The organism is Flavobacterium sp. ABG (assembly GCF_001027725.1).
GTDB lineage: Bacteria > Bacteroidota > Bacteroidia > Flavobacteriales > Flavobacteriaceae > Flavobacterium > Flavobacterium cupriresistens.
This window is the reverse complement of the sequence record NZ_LEKS01000015.1, coordinates 106,188-130,420: the sequence shown is the minus strand read 5'-3', so window position 1 is coordinate 130,420 and position 24,233 is coordinate 106,188. Positions and strand designations below refer to the sequence as shown.

Sequence of the window (24,233 nt, the reverse complement as noted above, 5' to 3'; positions counted from 1 at the left end):
TCTTGTGCAATTTTTGATATAAATAATACTACTAACAATAAACGTCTTATAAAATTAAGAGGTTTATTATTAGTATTTATAGCATTAAGGTTACCGACATTATTCTTTTGAATACGTTCGCTCATGTCCATCTTGATAAATCCTTGCAATTCCAGAGATGGAATTTTTTTCTAAAATTATTTTTATACGAAATTCATCCAGTCCATTTACCAGAAACAAATTTTGTTCTAAAGGAGTAAGCAAAAAGCTAACTGTATTATTCCATTTATAATACAAATTGGAATTCTCATAGACCAGTTCACTTTTCCGATATTTTCCTTGATATGATTTTAGAATTTCGGGATCTATAATCGCTGGCTTTTGTCTGTTTTTAACAACCGGAATAATCCAATCAATAGGGTGTAATGAATCTTTATTTTTCGATGATAATTTTTGTAAGGCTAAAAGATGAGCTACATTCACAGCATCTTCACTTTTACATAGTACATCCGGAGTGACGCCGCGACCCTCAAAATCTGTTTTTGTAATAGGGTCTGTTACTTCTCCAAAAGGTATGTTTACAGAAAAGCCGTTTGTTATTATTTTTCGATCAATCGGATGGGCGCCACCAGCTGTCTGCTCTCCAACAATAGTGACACGTTTTAGGTTTTGAAGAGAATAACTCATCCATTCAGCAGCGGAAAAAGTTACGCCACTTGTCAAAATATAGATGTCAATTTCATCTAATCGTTTGCCGGGAACAGAAGGTAACAACCACATTTCTCGATCTATTTTTTTTCTCCCACTTTCGTAATAATAATATTTATAGAGCGGTAAATCTTTATTGTAAAACAAATAACTGCTGATAAATTGCCCCATCTCCATTGCTCCACCATTATTTTTGCGTAAATCTATAATTAAAGCATCCGTGTTGCTTAAAAACTGTAACGCGGTTGTCGCTACTTCACTTGCTTCAACCGGATCGTGAAAATAGGTAAATTCCAGATAGCCCACATTTCCTTCCAATATTCGTGTTTGTTGAAAACCAAAATTCTTTTTTTTCGCCTCTGTAAGTTCTTGAGCTCTAATTTTTTTTCGCAAAAGATCATCTTTGCTTTTCAATTGATCATTTATCCATTGCGGATCATAAATTACATTAAAATGCAAATCTTTGCTAATATCTACAATATCTGTTGTGAGCATGGAGGCAAATTCTTTTGGATTAGAACTTTTACTATACTTGCCTTTTTTATAGTTTTCACTCAACTTTGTTTTTATATTTTGTACCGCGTTAGGGCGTATATAAAATTCTATAAGCTTTTTGTTTAGCGAGTCTAAAATATCTTTTTTTTCTAATTCAGTAAGATTAACTTCTGGTCGGGGAGCTATTATTTTTTGTGAATAAAAAGAAGTTGTTAGCGCTAATAGCAATAAAGTGATGATACGTTTCATTTTAGCTGGTTTTACAATTGGAGATTATTTTATTGAGGATTTTGTCAAGGAACTCAATTTCATTATTAGTTAATCCATTTAGAGCAGTCTCTCTATTATGTGCTATAACAGGGGATAGTAACTCTATGGTATTTTGTCCTTTTTCAGTTATTTTGAGATTAAATTTCCTTCTGTCAAATTCATTTATTTCCCTTTTTAGATAGTCTTTTTTCACCATTAATTCAATTATTCTTGTAATGGAGGCATTGTCTTTAAAAATAAGATTAGCGATTTCTTTTTGAGAATAATCAGAATTTTTATTGAGGATTATTAGCACTAAACATTGATCAACAGTTATATCGGTTACAATTTTGCTGATGTTTTTTTGCGAAATTTTTCTGTATTCTTTTATGGCTTGTTCCAGCGAATAAAGTACTGTTCCTGTTGGGGTATTGTTTTTCATCTCTATTTTGTTTGATACAAATATAATTGATATATCAATTAAATAAACATAAATTTAAAATTTATTTTGTAATTGATTTTTGGGTAGTTAAAAAAGAAGCATTTTAAAGGAATATTTGGGTTGATTTTATGTTGTAAATTCCCTTCAATACACTGCTGGCCAAAGAAGTATTTTTTAATTATCAATAACTCTTCGCTACGAATGTCTATCATGACAGACGCTGTGTATGTCCCTGGTGAGTGTCTTAGCGTACATTAACGCAAGAATTTCTTGTGACAAGATTAATCCATTTTGGTATGATTTGAAGAAGCTTTCTGCAAAACAACTGGGATATAAATCCGGAAAAACGATTGTAGTAATAATATTTTATTATTTTCGTTTAAAATCAATCAATCAATCAATCAATCAATCAATCAATCAATCAAAAATGAAAAAACAAATATTTCTTTACTTTACAGCTTTACTTTTTACAAGTACTATTTCAGGACAAGAGATAAAAGATTTCTTTTCAACGCTTGCTAAAAATGATCTTTTTTACGGCAGTGTTTTAGTTTCCAAATCAGGAGAAAATACTTTTTCAAATTTTTATGGATATTCCAATATCGATAAGAAAGAAAAGATCAATGAAAAATCGCAATTTCCAATTGCATCGGTATCAAAAACGTTTACTGCGGTAGCAATACTGCAGCTTAAACAAAAAGGTAAATTGAACATTGATGATGCAGTGCAAAAATATCTTCTGAATTTTCCTTATCCAAATGTCAGTATCAGGCATCTGATAAGCAATACTTCCGGATTGGGGCAAGAATATCATCTATTTGATAAGGAAATAAAAGAAAATCCGGAAAGAATTTTTTCTAATGAAGACATTATACCGGCATTAATTGATAATAAAGTACCACTTTCGTTTGCTCCAGGAGACAAATGGGAATATAATAATGTTAATTTCTGTCTTGCGGCATTAATAGTAGAAAAAATAGCCAGAATTAGTTTTGGAGATTATATGCTAAAAAATGTTTTCATTCCTGCTAAAATGAAAGATTCATTTCTCCCAAAAAATAGAAAGCTTAAAGAACCAAATCAAGTAGAATTGTACACTTATCCAAACTTTTATTCTACGGACGTAGTGAATGTTCAAACCTTAAAAGAAACTTTTTTAATCTATGAGAAAAGCAATTTTTATGGAGGTGGAAGTATTGTAAGTACCGCTCTGGATTTACATAAGTACCAAAAAGCATTATTTAGCTACCAGCTTTTAGGAAAGAAAGAATTAGAAGAAGCACTGACGCCGACAAAGCTTAATAATGGAAAAATTGCTTCTTATCGTTTTGACGAAAAAGAGATAGCCTATGGTTTGGGATGGCAAATCTACACTAATGACACTAATGAAAAAATAGTTTTTCATGATGGACTCATTACCGGGCTTACTTCAATTTTGATGCATAACATTACTAAAAATAACACGGTTATTTTGCTGTCTAATACAGCAAATCCTGTTTTTGTGACAGCCAATGAAGTTTTGAAATTAATAGAAAAGAAACCTTATAAAATGCCAATACAGAATCTCTCGAGAGTCTACGGCAGTTTGCTTGAAAGTGGGAATAAAGAAAAAGCAAATCAGTTAATCGAAGAATATTTAAAAAATCCAGACACTTACTAAGCAACAGAAAGAGATTTTAATAGATTGGGATATCAATTTCTTAGACTTCAAAAAACAGACAATTCTTTGCTAACATTCGCTTCAGCGGCATTAATTTTTCCAAATAGCTCAAATATATATGATAGCTATGGGGAGGCATTGCTCCAATGTGGTAAAAAAAATGATGCGATTAAGATGTATCAAAAATCGGTTGAATTAAATCCGGATAATGAAAATGGTAAAAAAGTATTAAAAGAATTACTGTAAGTAACGAATATGAAGTTTAGTGGTAATTAATTTTCAAGTACTTAATATAGTAACAAATTCCCCACAAGCGTATCGTATACCTCGGTCTGAATGGAAAGTGAGTGGCGATTTGTCAATGATTGGTCTGTTGGTTTAAGCCCAATGTCATTAAGTTAAGAGAATTTTTCACGCAGATTCTGCGGATTCTGCGGTTTTTTTATTTGACTCCGCTAAAATCTGCATGTGACTTTTTTTTAACAATCCTTAACTTAATGGCATTGGGTTTAAGCGATCTTAAAGATACTGGTATTGCTTGCTGTTACAGAGCAATACAGCGCCCCGATGCAGAAAATAACAATCTAGTGCTTACAGCTATTTAGGTGTAAACAAGTTATAATTCAGAACAAATTATCTCCTCCTTTGCGGTTTTATAAATTTAAATTTAAGCCGTGCCTTACCTAAGAGAATACTGGTGGCTTTGCGCAAAATATTCCTTTCCATTTTAGGTAGGATCTCCAAATTAAGCGTACTTTTTTTTGGCATAGGCTTTGTGTTTTTTCTGACGCAATCAAACACACACTCACATACGATATGAAAAAAAATAAAACAAGAAGCAGGGAAATTACAAAGGATTATATGTCCAATAAGTCGATGCAGCGCAAAGAAAAGGCTATAAATGTAATGGTGTTTAGTATCATTTTTTTTATTGCTGTTTTACTACTAACTCAAATTGTATAGAGCGTATTTAAGCCTTGGTGTATCAAAATGATAAAACCTTATCATTTTGATACTACTTTTAGATAACCATTAATTTGTATCCATTCTAATTATTGTTATTAACGTCTTATGTTTTATTATTTAGAACATAATCGTAATAGTCAGGAGACTTTTGAGGACCTAATGTTTTTATAACAGATAAAAAAAAATTGCGCAAAGTCAGAGATATTTGCGGAGCTTTTCATAAGAACTCTTCGGAGAACGAGACAAAACCTTAACAAAAATAACAACGGACTTAATAATTTTACGCTTTTAGAATTCTTTGCTCACTTGATCCAGGTCGTACTGTTTATAAAACTGCAGTTTGCATTAATATAAACCCCACTCTAACGGTAACCATTACAATCGTCTCTCCCAAAAAGCAGCTGTTTTCCACCTGGTTTCCGCTTGGTAAAAAATACTTTTGTGTTTTAGGTAATGGCGCCAAATATGTTCCGTTTGTTCGGTATGTATTTTTTGTAGTGTTTCAGTAAATCCATACTTTACTAATAAATTTTGCAATTGCATGGCACTAGCCATTGCATTGTACATGCCTTGCGAAGATAAGGGGTCAAAACTTAGTGCTGCATCACCTAAAGCTACCCATTGTTGCCCCGCTACTTGTTCTAATTTAGTAGAATTAGCGGCAACTGTACCTTTAAAAGCAATAGCATTTTCATGTTCGTTTAGTAAAGATAAAATAACCGGATTTTCTTTTGCCAATTCCAAAAATGAGGTAGTAGTTTTAAGTTCGTTTTTAGCCACTAAATCAGCATCGGTATGAAAAGCCACCACCCTTTTGTCATTAGGAACAACAGCACTATACCACCATCCGTTTTCACTAGCTGAAATGGTACTCATGGTATTTGTTCTGCTATTAGGTAAAGTAACCCAACAAGCAACCAATTTATCTTCCACTTGTCGTTTAATGCCCAAGCTCTTTGCAAAATGTGATTGACGCCCACTGGTATCAATAACAAAAGAGGCTGAAATTGTAGAAGTTGATAAAGAGGTATCATCAGCTCTTAGTTGTACTTGCCAACGAGAATCTTCATAAGAACTACTATGCAGTTTGGAACCCCACAAGCAATGAACTCCTCTGGCTTCTGCAACTTTTCTTAAATAGGTTTCAAAAGCTTGTCGATCCAAATTTTTAACAAAACCATCAGGATTTCTTAAATCATCCACAAGATATACTTGATTACTTCCCCAATAAGACTGCATTCCTACGTTTTTTTGATACAAAGTGCCTACTTGGTTTTCCAAACCCTCCAATAAATTCAATTGCTTTAAAATGCGTTGCGAAGCAGGAGCTAAAGATTCTCCAATCCGTTCAGTAGGTTCATGAAGCTTATCAACTAATGTTACCTGATAAGTATCTATTAAAGAAATGGCGGCAATGCAACCTGCAATGCCACCACCTATAATTAATATATCTGTTTTTTCTGTCGCCAAATCTAGTGCTGTTTTGGAATAAAACGTTGGAAACGAACTGATTGTTCAGGTACACCCACCTCTTTTCGAGGTTGTCTGGAATGAGGAACGGTTCTTGTTTTGGTTAATTTATGGGCTTTAGAAGCTAATAAATCAACTAGTTTTTGAACTTCACTTGTTAAAGCTTCATCCTGAACCAATTCATCTTGAATCAATTGTACCAGTTGCTCGCGCGTGCTTTCAATTACAATTTGTTCAGTAAACAAACCTTCGTTTGACAAATGTTCTAAAGTAATATGCAATAAAGATTCTTCTTTCTTGTCTAAGTGCTTGTTGTCACTTAAGATTTTTCTCAATCGGACTTCTGTCTCTTGCAACAACAGTTGGTTTTGTTCTTCATTTGGAACTACACCAATTTGCATTTCCGGTGGAAAATTAGCGTTATCAGGCACACCTGGACGCGGTTGCACAATCGCCAACTTGTCAAAATATTTCACCATAGCATTAATCTGATTGGTTTGTGTTGGATCTTCACCGTCTAAAGGCAAATCATCTAACCAAAAATAACGATATGCAAAAGCCTCTCTACGGGTTTCTTCTGCCAAGTGTGTATCTAAAGTTTCTTTGTAACGTTCTTCACTCAAAATATTATTAGGAACTCTGGCAGGCCAAAATGTTGGTAGATAAGGATCGTATGCAGTTGTATAACCGTCTCTGCAACTTGCCGTATCAGTTTGCCAGGGAATAGCCATCCATCTCGTTACGCCACCGGGTACTTGACCACCTAATAATGGACCAGCTGGTAAAGTCAACACATCACTATTCATAGTAGAACCATAATAATGATAATCGGTTTTTGGTGTTTTAGGAGCGTGTTTCAATCGGAAAGGAGCCATATACATACCAGAAGTTCGCATAGGCCAAGTCATTTCACAACCCGGATGAAAAGCATCTGCCAAACAGAAATCCATAGCTGCTTTAGTTAACATATCGGGTTGTTCAGCAATAGGATAATCATCAATTTTTTTAACAGGTGGAATATAAGGACAGCCTGTTGTATCTACAAAATCAGCATCAAAATCACCTTCGACCCATTGATCTAAAAACTCCAATTGCAAATGCGATAAGGTTGAATGTTGACGAACAGAACCTTGTGTAGGAATGGCAACTGCATCACCATATAACCAAGGCCATAGTTGTGGAGCTTGCGCACCGGATTGATCAAACCTACGGAAATTATTGGAAATCGTACGACGCATTTCTAAATTGGCAGAAGTAGGGTCATTTAGTTTTTTTACCCATGCTGCACTGGTATAATTAAATTGGCCACCCCATCCAAAGGCAGCTGCAAATCCTGCATTTACCCATTGTAAATTGGTCATTCTTTCAAAAATAGGCAAGATGTCTTTAGAGAAAGAAGGTCTTGCAGGCCTTACTAACATTTCTGATTCTACAGCAACACTGCGCATTAAATCCCACATAGTACGAACCGATTTTTGCATAGGAGCATAATCAGGTGGAGCGCAAATCACCCAAGCAGGATCTACAGCAAGAGCTACTCCTTCATATTCTACGGTGGCTGTAACAGGACCATCCGACATATCATCATACCAACCTTCATTGTTGGCAAAGGTAATAGCTCGATCACCATTGATGTTTTTCGATTTACCATGACCGCCAAGCATCACTAAGCGTCCTTTTTCATCTGTGTGCATTTCTCCTAAATAAACCGATTTTCCCATGAATTTTCCGGTGAATTCTTTCCCTTCAGTAATATTAGGTTTTGAAATACTTTCACTACCACAATCAATTAATAACTGACGACGGTCTTTTACATCAATATTTCTTAGTAAAGAAGGCGGAACATTGGGATCGGAGGCATCTGGAATATCTAAGGCAATTTGGAATTGATACCAAGATGATTTTTGATTGGCCAAATGCGAATGCCAGGTAATTTTAGCATTATCCATTGTCAATTCTTTGATAGCTTTTCCAGCCGCATTGAAGCCATAAATTCGGAACTGAGCAGCCTGACGTTTTATCGCTCCTGTTTTATCACGATAAGCATACACATCCTCTTTTGCTTCCGGTTCGTCTACTAAAGGCCCTATGAAGTATTCCTCTTCACTATTTCCCACGCGCATCACACCAATAGGAGGATAGATACCAGCTCTAACAATACAAGTACTATCCTCGTCTGTATTGCCTTTAAAATGCGGATTTATAATATTAGGCTCTTGTAATTGTTGTCCATTGGCTTGATGCCTGGCTTCAGCACTTGCAGCATAAACAGTTTTTCGAGCGTCTGCAATACTGCCCAATGGTTTATGAGCTTCTAAAGTTCTCCAAATATTGAATGAAAGATTACTTCCAAATTCAGACTGACCAATTGCTGTTACATCTTGTTGGGGCAAGTGCAACTTAGCAATACAGATGTACGGACTTTCCTCAGTACTCCAAACTACTTGTGCATCATTAAGAGGCATGGTTGCTTCGTTAGTGCGCAATTGGATTTCAAATCTAAAAGTAGCATCTCCATTGCGTAAACGTTTTTCTAAATCCAATCGTAAATAATTATCATCATCAAAGGGTGCGCCTCTATAGGTATCATCCGGAACTAAACGATATTTAACAATTTGATTTTCGCCTAGTTGAAAAGGCAAAATAGCCCAATAACCAGCACTTAAAACACTAGCCTCTTCTTTTTGCATAGCTTGTAAAATACTAGCCAATTCAGGATGCTTGTTGATATAAGTATCGTAATCCCTATCAATAGCACCAGCGGTTGTAAACGCACACATTTGCTGCGCATCACTAGCAAAAAAGCGATCGATATTCTGAAAAATGAAATCGGTAGTAGGACCTTCTCCAAAAAGTTTTGGCCCTTCCACTCCAAACAACTTCAAACCCACTCCAATAGTGGTGTGTAAGTCAGGTGAAGTGGTGCCTGTATCACTGGAGAAACGAACAGCACAGTCATATCGAGAGCCGGTAAAAATGCCTATTTTGAATTCTTCAGGGATATCCTCATTGATCACGAACTGCCCATAAGTGATACCATGTTGTTTTCTGAAAACAGCACGTTCTGCTGGGTTTTGCCCTTTTTCAATTCGGGTTTTTTGGCCCATTTCTACAAACATCTCTTTAAGACGCTGTGTTACCATTTCAGTACTACCACTACTGTCCCAACATTTTACGTTGTTTGCAGTAGGTTTTTCAACGATTCGTTTTTTGTTGTCCATATTTAGTAATTGTTTGTTTGTTACGCAAGTAGGTAAATCGCATATATCATGGGATACTATGACAATCATAACAGCTCAATAGTTAGCCACTATGGGTAGTACATCTTGACAAATCTAAAATTTATCCTGCAAATGAGTATAGGTAGTTTTACTTGTTCTTCCGAAATTTCTTTAATTTTTGGCCCCACTTTTCTATTACTTGCCGATTATGGAATTGAAATAGAATTTTTAGATTTAGTAAGTAATGAGAATTTCCTATCCGAAACAATTTGCCTTCGACTTTAAAAGGGTTTTGAACGCGATAGTATAGGAATTTATATCCTGCTTAAATGGAATAGATTATCCTCTTGAAAGAGTGGAACTTCACTTTTCAATTTTAAATCTTACCGGTATGAAAAAGAATAAAGTATCCTTCGAAACAAGGTTTTGGGCTGGGTTCGTGACAGGAAATCCATTTGAGGCATTTGATGCCATATTTGACTTTGCACATCTCGATTATTATAAATAGAATTTAACTGAATCGGTTCTCTACTGCTATAAGAGGAAAGCCTATAATGAAATCCTATAATTTTCACTGTCTCCTAGGCCTAACGGGACTCGAACCTTAATGATGTATGTAGTAATTATATCAATCGATATTTAGAATACAATAGGAATAGTAAAATCGCAAAATACGATCTAACTTTTCCGTTGATTTTATTTTATTTAAAAATTGGAACTATCATAAAAGCCCGTAATTTTTATATCAAAAGCCCGTAATTTTTAGATAGATGTTGTTGTTATTTTCGCGTAAAATCGATTATGCCTAAACGTTAAAAATTAATGTTTTTAAGGGAAATTTAGACTTTGTAGAAAATAGTTTAGAATAGAAATGAAGAGTCTTACATGATCTTTCAAAATGGTTACTAAATTAAGTTGTACAATAGAAAGTTGGTTGTGCCCGAAAAATATAAATGTTGAGTTTATAGGTAAGAATAAAGTGTTATATAACATCGATTTGGTTATAAGGTATAGAAAGATAAGGGCATTAAAAAGAGAGGGAGTTCTTAGGGAGTACCAGAAACAAAATAGTCTGCCTTGTGTCGTTACTAATGCAAATGAACCAAATTATTTTAATAGTCTCATCAATAAAAATTCAATAGCTCAATATATAGTTTAAGTGCTATTTATTTGTTATCGAAACTGATTAATGAATTTGATGGTTACGTAATATTAAGCTATAAAGAATATAGAATTGAAAATTAGTTTTGTGAAATGTAGAACCAAACCAAGTGGGATTTGACGCCCAGTATATGAGATTAAAAGCTTAAATGTTTATAGTGTCTTTAATAATCAATGTGAATTTACTTCTATAATAAAAAAAGGCAAAATCATCCAAAAATGAATACTTACTGTTTAAAAAGAGATTACTCTCTAAATATCCCTCAGATGTTATATGGGAGAATGTCTGAGAATTGGCTTTTAAAAGAATTAGGGGATATTCATTGGGAAATGATATCAAAAGGGTTGGGAGCTCCTTCAGATGCTATCTTTGATAGTAATGGTGAACGTCTTTATGCCAGTTTTGTTAGAATACAATGGAGTTGCCAAAATGATATAGGATTAAAAAGATTTGTAGAGAACGATGAAACGATAATCGAGTCCTGTTTAGAGCAGTTTAAAACTAAAATGTTTTTAAGCAATGGAACTGTAAAAAACAGAACAAGTGATAGTACTTTGCAAACCTCAATGATCTCAATTTTTTCAGCGAGAAAGAATGACGATAATCAAAATTTAGTCAAAGGGACACCTGTTCAAAAAGACGATTCCAAAGTACCATTATTAAAAATAATACCTAAATACGTTAAAGCTTTTTTTAATGTAAAGAATCACATAGCTTCTTTACCTACTGCTGAGGAAGAAACGTCTAACAAGCATTATTTTTATGATTCAGAGTTTACTATACTGGCAGAACCGCTGTTTACCAGAACTTATGAAGTAGAACCTTATGACGATATTAACGGCGTAGGGCTGCTATATTTTGCTTCTTACCCAAATATTAGTGATAAATGTGAACGCCATTTTTTTGAAGAGCATATTCTTGTAGATGGAGAAAAAATAAACTGGGCAATTCATGCTATTTGTACTGCGAGAGATATTCATTATTATGGAAATGCTAATCCTAATGAAAAATTAATATATCAACTTGATCAAGCCCTTTTGGTAGATGATTTAACCATACGATTAACATCGTCATTGTACAGGGAAAAAGACGGTCAAATTATTGCCAAGATTTTTACGGTAAAGAAGCTAAATCAAAAAGTAAGTATAACAAGTGAAATTGTAGAAAGGGTAAAGAAAGAAAACGAAATTTTACAGAATGATAAAAAAAATGCGTCTGTTAAAAATGAAGTAACAGAAACTCCCAAGAAAGTTCACGAAGAAATCGCTGATAGTAATATAAAAATAGCGTCCGAAGAACTTTCGGATATTATCATCGGCTTTTTTAATTCAGTTTATGAAAGTAGTGAAGTCGATTTAAATACAGACTTACGCAAATTAGGTGTAGAATCGATCATTTATACCGAACTATCAGAGTATCTTAATCTGGAGTGTGGATTAAAAACAAATCCAAGTCGATTCTTCGGGTTGTATACAGTCAAACAAATTATATCGTATTGCTTAGGGAAATCGGTAAGTGAAGATCAGAAGATAGAAGAAAAAAATGAAAACCATAGTTCTGATATAGCTATAATAAGTACGTGTTGCAGATTGCCTAATGCCGATACTCCCGAGTTATTTTGGAAGAATCTTAAAGATGGTATTTCATCAATAACAACTACACCGGAAGGTAGATGGATTTGGCCTGAAGGAATCGAGAATAAATATGAAGGAATAAATTATGGAGGCTATTTAAGCGACATAGACAGTTTTGATTCTTTATTTTTTGAAATTTCTCCCAGAGAAGCTCAATTAATGGACCCGCAACAGCGAATGCTTTTACAATTAACTTGGGAGTTGTTCGAAAATGCAAAACAAAAACCAAGTCACTATAGCAAGAGTAATACCGGTGTGTTTATTGGGGTAAGTGGTAGTGATTATGAACGTGTAGTGACAGAAAATGACGCAACGCAAGAAGGAATTGTTACCGGTAATGCAATTGCTCTTTTAGCGAATCGTATTTCTTATTTTTATGATTTTGAAGGGCCAAGCATGAGTATTGATACAGCTTGTTCTTCATCTTTAGTAGCTATAGCTGAGGCAGTAAAAGCGTTGAAACAAAAACAATGTGATCAAGCAGTTGTGGGAGGAATTCATTTGATGTGCCATCCGACAAAAAGTATAGCGTACAGTAATGCAAATATGCTTAGTAAAGATGGAAAATGTCACACTTTTGATATACAAGCAAACGGTTATGTAAGGGGAGAAGGTGCTGTTGTAATGCTTTTAAAACCTTTAGATAAAGCTCAAGAAGATGGGGATGAAATCTTAGGAATAATTAAAAGTACAGAAGTTAATCATGGAGGTTATTCAGGAGGAATTACGGTACCTAATCCGTTTCAACAACAAAAATTAATAACTAATGCCTATAAGCAAGCCGATGTTCCGATAGAAACGGTTAGTTATATAGAAGCGCATGGAACAGGAACAAAACTGGGAGATCCTATTGAAATTAAAGCACTTAAAGATGCTTTTGAACAAATGCAGCATACTGATTCAGTAACAAAATGGTGTAGTTTAGGGTCTGTTAAAACCAATATTGGACATCTGGAAGCTGCTTCAGGAATTGCTGGATTATTAAAAGTGCTGTTGTCAATGCAAAACCAATATTTGCCTGCGACATTAAATTTTGAAACATTAAATCCACATATCGAATTAGAAAACAGTCCTTTTAGAATTCAAACTGAGGGACAAGTATGGAAATCATCTACTAACGTGCCCCTTAGAGCTGGAGTTAGTAGTTTTGGGATAGGAGGAACTAATGCGCATGTAGTAGTCGAAGCATATGATCAGAATCCGAAATTAGATATGGACAAATACATTCAGCTACCGATGCAGGTGTTTGTATTATCAGCTTTAAACCAAGAAAGTTTAGAAAGATATGCTCATGAAATGTATAACTGGATCCAAAAGCAAGAAGTAATCCAATTAGCTTCTTTTGCCTATACATTACAAACAGCCAAAGAAGAATTTGCAGAGCGATTAGCATTTACATATAAAGATTATAATGACTTAATAAATAAGTTAGAAAGCTTCCTTTCGAAAGAAAAGAAAGAATCAGCATTGTACTATATAGAAAATATAAAACAATGCAAAGAGGTTCATAAAGAGGAGTCTATAGCAGAGCAGTATATAATCGAACAAAATTTTGAGGCACTGGCGATGTTTTGGAGTAAAGGAGGAATTGTAAAATGGGAACAATTATATGATAAGCTTCAAATTTCAAAGATCGCATTGCCAATATACCCATTTGCTAAGAAAAGATTTTGGATAGGAAAAAAAATTGAAAGAAAAGAAAACCAAACCACTTCAATTATACATCAAGCAGAGCTTACAAAAGAAACGATTATACCTCTCCAAGAAAACGTAGTAGCCTCCATGGAATCAAAGAAGATTTTTACTGCAGCTAAAATTAAGCTTGTGCCTTTAAACCAAGTACCTGCTGTTGCGAAGGAAGTAGTTTCCGTATCTCCTTATCTGGGAGAGAATTTAGAGTTACTATTATCTCAAATATTAGGAGATTTATTATATCTGGAACAGGAAGAAATTAAGGAAGATCATACGTTTGCAGAGTTAGGTTTAGATTCTATTTTAAGTGTTGAATTTATAAAAAAGATAAATAAAGCTTTAGGGATTTCCGTAAGTACGGCAAAGCTGTATAGTTATCCTTCAGTAAAAGAGTTAGCAAATGTATTTAAGATACTAGTCCGACCAACTATTCCGAATAAAAAAGAAGACGTTGTTAAAATTAAGTTACAACCAATCGAAACTTTTGGTGATCCGCAAATTACTATTGAAAATGAAACGGAAGTACTATCGACTGAAACTCTAATGGAGAGGTATGAAAAAAAGCTAATTGAACTTCTATGTGATTTATTATATGTGACCCCGGAAGAGTTAGGACCCGACCAGACTTTTGTAGAACTGGGATTAGATTCTATTTTAGGAGTTGAATTCACGAAAAAAATCAGAAAACAATGGAATATTGATTTTGCAACAGCACAATTGTATAGCCATCCAACTGTAAAAGAATTAGCAGTATACTTACAGGTAATAGACAGCGGTAACCAAGTTTTAATCACTCGCGAGAACAAAACATCTTTATCAAGTAAAGAAAGCGATAAAAATTACGCAGTACAAGATAATTATAGCGCTCAACATCCTACTATTCAAAAGGAGTTGTTGCTATTGGTATCAGAGTTATTGTATTTGGAAGAATCTGAAATAGACGACACACAAACTTTTGTAACATTAGGTTTAGATTCTATTTTGGGAGTAGAATTGGTAAAAAAAATCAATAAAAAATGGCAGCTTTCAATTCCTGCATCACAAATTTATAGCTATCCTAATGTAGAAGAATTAAGTAATTATATAATATCAAGTCTTGAATTAACAGCAACTAACGAAACAAAAGAGTCTTTTGTAGAAAGTGTTGAACAGGAAATTATAAATGTATTTGAAGAAGAGGAGCTAAAAAATATTCTGGCAGAACTTTTATACTTAGAGAAAGAAGAAGTTTCAGGTACAGATACTTTTGTATCATTAGGTTTAGATTCTATTTTGGGTGTAGAATTTGTCAAGAAAATAAACAAAGAGTTTGGGACACAATGCCCGACATCCTTACTCTACAGTTATCCAACTTTATCTGAGTTGTATGCCCATTTGGCTTCAAATTATAGAATTAAAAGCAACAAACAAGAAGAAGGAAATGGTAGTATTAATTCTTTTTTTAAGCCAGTTGCTATCATTGGAAATATAGAAAAGGATAATGAATCTGATATTGAATATCACTTAAGTATTGCAAATACACCATGTTTAAGAGATCACAAAGTATTCGATGAATACATTTTACCAACAGATGCTTATGTTGAATTATTATATAGTTTTTTTAGAGAGCAATTAGGCAAAAAAAGCTTGACGTTAAAACAATTCCGCATCTCGGAAGTTTTAATTGCCCAAAAAGGAGAAACCGTTCCTATTGTACTGAATTTAAAAAAAATTAGCGAAGGAATAATTCGCTTTATAATTAGTAACAAAGAATCACAGAAGGTTTATGTTAGGGGAACTATTGTAGAAGAAGTTGGTTTAATCGATGATTTCCTTTATACACCTAAAGCATCAGGAACTAAGCTAGACCTCGAAGCATTAACAGATTGGACTAAAGATATTTTATCTGATAGTTATTTTCAAGTAAGAAAATCTCTGGAAATTGAAGGAGAATTTGCTAACGGTATCGTTGCAGTTACAAAACCACAGAATCAAGCTATTAGTTATGTGTCTCAGTGGTTAGATGGAGCACTATTATTTGCCATACAGTACGCAGCAATACAACAACGTCAAGGAAAAATAGATGGAGTCATGTATTTGCCTTACCGTATAGAAGCGATCAATATTCATGCAGCGGCACAGTCTGATGTAAACTATGATTGTCGCATGATTTGCCATGAAGCAGACGATGATAAATTTCTTTTTTCGATAGAAATAGCTTCGGATTATGGTAAGTTGATCACAATTAAAAACTTAGAAGTTGTAAAAATTGATCAGAAGCAATTAGCAGTACAACAAGAAAGAAAAGTAAGCGCAGAAGTACAGGTAGAGGATATTGTAAATTCTAAGAAACCTATAGCATCTGATGTGGCTATTATCGGAATGTCATGCCGTTTTCCGGGAGCAGAAAATGTAGTAGCGTTTTGGGAAAATTTAAAGGAAGGTGTCGATTCTATTTCCGAAATAGATTTAGAACAATGGCAAGACATCGATTGGTATGATAAAGACCCCAAGCAGCAGAAAAAATCGTATAGTAAATGGGCTGGTTTTATAAAAGACAAAGATAATTTTGACCCTTTGTTTTTTGGAATATCACCTCGTGAGGCAGAAGTAATGGATCCTCAGCATCGTTTATTTTTACAAGAATGTTGGAGAACAATAGAAGACGCAGGTTATACATCAAAAGCAATTGATAAACAAAACATTGGAGTTTTTGTAGGGGCAAGTTCAGGTGATTATCAACAGCTATTGGCACAAAATCAAGCTGACAAAGAGGGCTTTGCTTTTATGGGAAATTCCCAAGCTATATTGGCGGGAAGAATTGCTTTTTTACTGAACTTAAAAGGACCAGCTTTAACGCTGGATACGGCATGTTCATCTTCGTTAGTCGCTATTGATAGAGCGTATCAAAGTATCGTATCCGGAGAATCAGATATGGCTTTGGCAGGAGGCGTAAAATTAATGTGTACACCGTTATTGCACATTTGGACAAGTCAAGTAGGAATGGCTTCTAAGGATGGAAAATGTAAAACCTTTGATAATAAAGGCGATGGTATTGTTTCATCAGAAGGGGTGGGCGTACTATTCCTAAAAAGATTAGATGCCGCTATAAAAGACGGAGATCAAATACATGCTGTAATTAAAGCTAGTGGTATCAATCAAGATGGTAAAACCAATGGTATTACTGCGCCTAATGGGGCAGCACAAGCTTTACTCCAACAGCGCATTTATAACCAATATAATATAGATCCGGCAACCATTAAGTATGTAGAGACTCACGGTACCGGAACTAAGTTGGGAGACCCTATAGAAATTGAAGCACTAAAAACGAGTTTCGGTACTAAATCAGCATTAGATAATAGCTGTGCACTAGGATCGGTAAAAACAAATATCGGTCATGCTGCTGAAGCTGCAGGGGTTTCGGGAGTCATTAAGACCATACTCATGCTTAAGAACAAGTACCTTGTACCTAGCTTGCATTTTGAGCAGCTCAATGATGAAATATCTTTAGAAAAGTCCCCATTTTATATTAATACTACGCTCAAACCCTGGCAACTTAACAACGAAAATCTTAGACGTGCAGTTGTAAGTAGTTTTGGATTTAGCGGAACCAATGCCCATTTGGTTTTGGAAGAATGTCCGGAATTACAAGCGGATACAATGGCAGATGACGGTACGGAACAATTAATACTACTTTCTGCTAAGACAGAATATAGTCTTAAAACGCAAGTGCAGCAAATGTTGGATTACCTTAAAGAGTCTAAAGAATCTTTAAGAGCAATTGCGTACACGCTACAATTGGGAAGAGATGCTATGCAAGAACGATTAGCCGTCGTAGGAAACTCTAAAGAAGAAGTCATACAACATCTTTCTAAATTTCTTGATACATCTAATCATGTAGTATTAAGAGGAACAATTGAAAAGCGAAAAAAGAGTACAACATCTATTAGTTCAGAGGAATTAGATACTGCTATCCTCAAAAAGAACTATAGAATTCTTGCGGAAACATGGATTTCGGGGATAGAGATAGATTGGGCACTTGTATATGATAAAGAACAGATAAGAAAAGTTCAATTGCCAACATATGCCTTCGAAAAAGACAGGTATTGGATAGAACCCGTAAAATCAAGTATAGTAGCGGAATCGGCTTTAGAACCTGTTCAGAATCAATTGCATCCATTAGTACATCGCAATGTTGTCACATCAGACGGGCACATGTATGTAAGCACGTATTCAGGACAAGAAACGGTTTATAAGGACCATGTAGTGAATGGTAACAAAGTTCTGGCAGGAGTTGCTTATATAGAACAAGCTAGTATTGCTTTGGAGGAAGCTACTTTGAAACGAATATGGGGACTGAAAGACATTTTTTGGCAACAACCTCTTTTGGCAAATACTCAAAAAGATGTATTTACCAGAATATATTCAGACTCGAAAAATCATAACTATGAGATTTATACTAAAGAAAACGGAAGTATTTTAATTCATGGTAAAGGAACTGCTATTTTGGAAGAGCCATTGCAACCCGAAAAAATAGAGGTAAGAAGGTTGTTGAGTTTAAGTCAAAAAAAGATTTCAAGAGAAGAATTCTATGCTTTTCTGAAAACAGAAGGTTTTGATTTAGGAGTAAGTTTTAGGGGAATACAAGAGCAGTATTCAACCCCGGAATTTTCTATTTCGAGAATACAATTGCCTTTACAAGAAGGTTACAAAATGCAACCGGGTGCTTTGGATAGTGCACTGCAAAATGCATTAGGTTGGATTATGATCGAGGGAGTATTAAGTCAGGCACTCCCGTTTAGTATGAAAACATGTTATCGATTTGTGGATCAATTGCCGGAAACATTTTGGTCGTATGCTCGCAAAAGTAAATCAAACCAAATAACGGATAAAGTTCAAGAATATGATATAGATATTTTAGACGAGCAAGGTAATGTTTTAGTGCAATTTCAACAATGTGTATTTCTTCCTGTAAAAGACAAAAGAAAAAAAGAGTCTGGTAATGCACTGGATATCCAAGAAGTCGTATGGCAAAAAGTGGCCTGTCTCAAAAATCAGGATTCGGTTCATAGCCATACAATTGTATATATGATTGGAGGTAATCCAATTTTGGAGGATGCCATCAGAAATTCTTATGAAGCAGAAATTCAATCGATAACTATTGAAAATGAGATTTCGACTTATATCCAAATTTTTGAAGATGTAAAACAAAGACTTCATACAAAAGAAAGAATGCAATTAATTGTTCTAGGATCAAACGATGAATATGAACAGTTTGGATTCCTTTCGGGAATGCTGAAAACACTAACATTAGAACATCCTAATTTAGAAGGGAAAGTAATTGCTATTGAAGATTTTTCAATTCATAATATCCATGAGATACTTGAAATATTAAATAAAGAACAATTTAATAAAGCAGTTGAAGTACGATATACAGCTCTTGAAAGACTCGAAAAAAGAAACGCAGAATTTACGATTCATAAACAGCAAGATGACTTAGTTAAAACATCAGGAGTATATGTATTAGTAGGAGGTACCGGAGCGATAGGGCGTACCGTTTGCGACTCTATTCTTGAAACTTTTGACACTAAAGTGATTCTGTTAGGAAGAAGTGAACAACCTAACAAAAGAGTGCCTGAAGGGGCATATTATTATCAATGTGATAGTACGGATGCATCCTCTGTTTCGAGTGTTTTTAAAGAAATTAGGAAGCAATTTGGTACAATCAATGGTATATTTTATCTCGTTGGTAGTACTGCTGATGGTTATGCAAAAAATAAAACGGCAACAGAGGTTGCAAAAGTTTTAAAAGCAAAGATAGAGGGTATCAAGAATATTGATAGAGAAACGAAAGAGGATTCTTTAGATTTCATGGTTTTGTTCTCTTCTGTAGCCGCTATTCATGGCAATATAGGGCAGATAGATTACGCGGCAGCGAATACTTTTCTTGATGATTATGCAAGATATAGAGAAAATCAGCGTAACAAAGGAAATCGCTACGGGATAACTAAAAGTATCAATTGGCCTTTTTGGAAAAATGGCGGAATGCAAATTAATGCCCAGACAGAAACATTTTTACTAAAAAAGTGGGGAATGCAGGCGATGCCTAATGAAGAAGGTATAAAAGCATTGAAACAAATTTTGAACTCAGATTGTGTTCAAGCTTCAGTTATCTATAAAGTTTCGTCAGAAAAGGTTCCGGTGAAGGTAGAAAATACGACCAATTCTTATAGTATTTCGACCAAAACGTTGCTGGAAAAATTAACGGAACTAGCAGCTACATTGGTTAAAATGAATCCGCAGAAAATAATTTCGCATATAGAACTTGGAGATTACGGATTTGATTCGATTTTATATACACAGTTCTGCAATGAAATTAATGAGCTTTTTGGATTGGATATAACTCCAACATTGTTCTTTAATTACCCAACGTTAGAGGAATTAGCAGCACATTTAGAATCGAATTATGCCCTTTCGGTAGAGGAGGATCAAGCTCTTAATGATAAAAAGGAGAACATAGTGATTGCTACAGTTCGAGAAGAGACGGAAAAAGCAAGTTTTGATACCGATTCAAATAAAGTTGCGCGTAGAAAAGAAGTAGCCATAGTTGGTATGAGCGGGCGTTTTCCAGGTGCGGCAAATGTAGATGAGCTTTGGGAGCACTTAAAAAATAAAGAAGATTTAATTACAGAAGTTCCTGAGACCAGATGGGATTGGAGAAAGTATTATGGAGATCCACAACAGGAAGAAAATACTACTTTATGTAAGTGGGGAGGTTTTCTGGACGGTATAGATGAATTTGATCCTTTGTTTTTTAATATTTCGCCCGTAGAAGCAGAATTGATGGATCCTCAGCAACGATTAGTATTGCAAGAAGTATATCATGCTTTAGAAGATGCGGCAATTTCAATCAATACAATTAAAGGAACAGACACAGGAGTTTTTATTGGAGTATCAAGTTCAGATTATTCAACTTTACTAAAAGAGCAGACAAATCAAGTTGGTATGGCTCAATTTGCAACCGGTTCTGCGCATTCCGTTTTAGTAAATAGAATATCATACATTTTTGATTTGCATGGTCCAAGTGAGCCTATCGATACAGCATGTTCCAGTTCTTTGATAGCAATTCACAGAGCAGCAGAACATATAAGAAATGGTCATGGTACATTGGCAATTGCGGGAGGTGTAAATGCTATTTTATCACCTGAGTTAACATTGTCATTTAGTCAAGCTGGCATGCTAAGCAAAGATGGTCGTTGTAAAACATTTGATCAGGCTGCAAATGGTTATGTAAGAGGAGAAGGCGTTGGAATTTTAATATTAAAAGATTTAGATCAAGCCATTAAAGATAAAAATCCTATTTATGGAATTTTAAAAGGAAGCGCGGAAAATCATGGAGGAAAAGCTAATACTTTAACGTCTCCCAATCCAAAAGCCCAACAAAGTTTACTAATAAAAGCATATAAAACAGCAGGAATAGATCCTGGATTAGTAAGTTATATTGAAGCTCACGGAACAGGAACACCACTAGGCGACCCGATTGAAACGGAAGGCTTAAAGTTAGCTTTTGAAACATTATACAGAGACACTGAGTCTTCTTATGGACAAGAAGCTCATTGTGCTATTGGTAGTATCAAAACAAATATTGGACATCTGGAAGCTGCCGCGGGAGTAGCAGGAGCAATCAAGGTTTTGATGGCAATGAAAAACAATAAAATCCCTGGAAATCCATTATTGCATCAACCGAATAATTATTTGAAGTTAGAGAATACTCCTTTTTATCTTCAAAAAGATACAACAGATTGGAAGGTGAAAGAAGGGCAACATAAAATTGCCGGTGTAAGTAGTTTTGGTTTTGGAGGTGCAAATGCGCATATAATTATTGAAGAATATATAGAAGATCAGTTAACAAATCATTCTCCAGAAGCATTACCTGTTTTTGTATTATCAGCCAAAGATTCTGATGGTTTAAATCGTCTGGTTAAATCGATGATTGAGTATTTATCATGTAGTAATGACAATGGTTTTCAGGATGTATTATATACGCTGCAGTCCGGAAGAGAAGTGCTGGAATGTCGATTGGCATTTGTTGTAAATACTAGAAAAGAATGTATCAATCGATTAAATGAATTTGTTGAAACTAACTATGTATCAACCGATATGTATATTGGTAATAATGAAGATACTATGCATAGTCCTGATAAAGAAGATATTCAGGATATTATGAACAATTTGATTAGAGATAAAGAGGCAGATACAATTGCTAGATTATGGAGTCAGGGTGTAGAAATGGATTGGGAACTTTTATATGGAAATAAAACACCTCAAAAAAATCATTTGCCTACCTATCCTTTTAAGAAAGATCGCTATTGGTTTGTTTCTACAAAAAACACTAAAGAAACGGTAGCAAAGACTTATCAAAAGGCGCATCCATTAGTACAAACAATTGTAAATGATTCAACTTACGAAAGTGTTTTTTCCGGTCTGGAACCCATTTTTGCTTCACATAAAGTAAATGGAATAAATGTCTTACCGGGTGCAGCGCAAATAGAATGGATTCGCGAAGTAGGAAATCAGTACAAGAAACAAGCTGTGACCAGGATTACTGATGTAGTCTTTAGAGAACCTATTCAAGAAAATGACAACGAACGAGTTGAGGTTGTTGTTGTATTAGAAGAAACTGAAAAAGGGTTGAGTTATGATTTTAGAAAGAAATCAGATCCAACATCTATTTACAGTAATGGTAGTATTCAATACGATTCACTGCCAGCAATAAAATCAGTAGCGATAGATAATATAGCCTTGCGATTGCCTAATAGTTTAAGTCAGGAAGAGTACTATAAACTGCTAAAGGATAAAGGAATCACTTACGGAAAGCATTTTCAGGGTATCCAGGATATTATGTATTCAGATACGGAAGTCCTGACTCAGATTTATTTGACAGAAACGCAAGAGAACTATATGCTTTCACCGTTTTTACTGGATAGTGCAGTACAAACCGTGATGGGGCTTAGTTTTGGGTTTGATAAAAAGAATGCGACAAAACTTCCTTTTCGCGTCAAAGAGGTCAGGATTTATAAAGAATTACCACAACAATTTTGGTCATATGCTAAAAAAATAGAGCCAAAAAATGGAGAAGCACTCCCAACTTATGATGTAGATTTAATTGATGAAGATGGTGAAATCTTAGTTCAATTTGAAGGTTTTGTTGCTTTAGATATAAAGACAGCACCTACACAAGAACCCTATTCGATAGACGATTTGATGTATGTGTCTGAATGGAAAAGAGAAACATTATCGAAACAGGAAGAGAGCCATAACGGAAATGCCTTAATTATTTCTTATAAAAATAAAAGAAGTAAGATGGTAAATGAATTGAGAGAATATTTAATCCATAAAAACGTAGCCATTTTTAATTCTGATGAACTGTCTGTAATACCAGAAAAAATTACAGCTGTATATATTGTTCATGATGCACCTGAGGAAAACACCTCTACAACATTAGAAAGATTTTGGGAGAGAAATGAATTAGAAGTCTTTAAACAGCTCAAAAAACTATTGTTTTCTCCTTACATACATAAAGAATTAAATATTACTGTTTTATCAGATCGTACACAAAAAGTATTGATCAGTGATAAAGTACAGTATCAAGGCAGTGGGATTTTGGGATTAATGAGTTCATTAGCCAAAGAACAGGGCAATTGGAATGTTCGTATTATCGATGTAGATACATCAGATAAAATAACAGCTCAGGATATTATGAGGTTATTAAGAATACCGTATGACGCTAATGGAGAAATAATAGCGTATCGTCATCAAAATACCTATACAAGAAATCTATATCCTTTAGAAACACAAACGATTACAACCAAATTTAAAAAAGGAGGTGTGTATGTAATTCTGGGCGGTGCAGGTGGTATCGGAAAAGTTACTTCGGCCTATTTGGTTAAAAAATACCAAGCCCAAATAATTTGGTTAGGACGTAGTCCGGAAAACCAAACCATCCTAAAAGCACAAGAAGAAATAGCAGAATGGGGACCAAAACCGATTTATATCCAATGTAATGCAATTTTGGAAAAAGAAGTAAAAGCGGCTTATCATAAAATTAAGCAAACCTATCAAAATATTAATGGTGTATTTCACTCCGCATTGGTACTTAGGGATTGTTTAATTCACCAAATGGACGAAAGTACTTTTGTCGAAGTTTTTGAATCCAAAGCAACCGCCAGCCATTATTTGATAGATGTATTTGCCAAAGAATCATTAGACTTTATATGTTTTTATTCCTCAATGCAATCTCAGGTAAATGCTTTGGGACAAGCAAATTATGCAGCTGCCTGTATGTATAAAGATAGTTTTGCTTATACGGTTCAACAAAAATACAATATCCCGGTACAGATCATTAACTGGGGCTATTGGGGATCTGTAGGTGTAGTAGCCTCAGATGGATACAGAAATAAGATGAAACAATTAGGCATTGGCAGCATAGAAGCAGAGGAAGGAATGGCAATTTTAGAAGAAGTCATTGCGCAAGAATACCAACAAGTTATTGCTGCAAAATTTTTATAAAAGCCTA

The 24,233-nt window shown here is 34.6% G+C and carries 7 protein-coding genes; 3 read left to right on the top strand and 4 right to left on the bottom strand.

All coding sequences use genetic code 11. The features are described 5' to 3' along the window. Positions 1-99 precede the first annotated feature (99 nt). Entirely contained in the window at positions 100-1,431 is a 1,332-nt protein-coding gene (locus AB674_RS15640; RefSeq protein WP_047778097.1) for a S41 family peptidase, read from the bottom strand. 1 nt (position 1,432) lies between these two features. Then, positions 1,433-1,873 (bottom strand): MarR family winged helix-turn-helix transcriptional regulator, encoded by a 441-nt coding sequence (locus tag AB674_RS15635; RefSeq protein WP_047778094.1) that lies wholly within the window; start codon positions 1,871-1,873, stop codon positions 1,433-1,435. Between the two features lie 427 nt (positions 1,874-2,300). Between AB674_RS15635 and AB674_RS15630 the strand changes: the two genes are divergently transcribed. Then, a complete protein-coding gene (locus AB674_RS15630; RefSeq protein WP_165579386.1) occupies positions 2,301-3,533 on the top strand; it encodes a serine hydrolase domain-containing protein in 1,233 nt (410 codons plus the stop codon). Positions 3,534-3,557: 24 nt separating this feature from the next. Beyond that, entirely contained in the window at positions 3,558-3,779 is a 222-nt protein-coding gene (locus AB674_RS22865; RefSeq protein WP_047778091.1) for a tetratricopeptide repeat protein, read from the top strand. 1,095 nt (positions 3,780-4,874) lie between these two features. Here AB674_RS22865 and AB674_RS15620 read toward each other — a convergent pair. After that, complete coding sequence (locus tag AB674_RS15620) at positions 4,875-5,969, bottom strand: NAD(P)/FAD-dependent oxidoreductase (RefSeq protein ID WP_047778085.1); 1,095 nt, start codon at positions 5,967-5,969, stop codon at positions 4,875-4,877. A gap of 2 nt (positions 5,970-5,971) precedes the next feature. Beyond that, on the bottom strand, positions 5,972-9,190 hold the full coding sequence (locus tag AB674_RS15615; RefSeq protein WP_047778083.1) for a LodA/GoxA family CTQ-dependent oxidase: 3,219 nt from the start codon (positions 9,188-9,190) through the stop codon (positions 5,972-5,974). Positions 9,191-10,570: 1,380 nt separating this feature from the next. Here AB674_RS15615 and AB674_RS22620 point away from each other — a divergent pair. Continuing rightward, positions 10,571-24,226 (top strand): SDR family NAD(P)-dependent oxidoreductase, encoded by a 13,656-nt coding sequence (locus tag AB674_RS22620; RefSeq protein WP_117610352.1) that lies wholly within the window; start codon positions 10,571-10,573, stop codon positions 24,224-24,226. Positions 24,227-24,233: the final 7 nt, after the last annotated feature.

Coding starts and splice junctions, on each gene's coding strand:
- AB674_RS15640 (WP_047778097.1), bottom strand. CDS start 1,431: ATGAAACGTATCATCACTTTATTGCTATTAGCGCTAACAACTTCTTTT.
- AB674_RS15635 (WP_047778094.1), bottom strand. CDS start 1,873: ATGAAAAACAATACCCCAACAGGAACAGTACTTTATTCGCTGGAACAA.
- AB674_RS15630 (WP_165579386.1), top strand. CDS start 2,301: ATGAAAAAACAAATATTTCTTTACTTTACAGCTTTACTTTTTACAAGT.
- AB674_RS15615 (WP_047778083.1), bottom strand. CDS start 9,190: ATGGACAACAAAAAACGAATCGTTGAAAAACCTACTGCAAACAACGTA.
- AB674_RS22620 (WP_117610352.1), top strand. CDS start 10,571: ATGAATACTTACTGTTTAAAAAGAGATTACTCTCTAAATATCCCTCAG.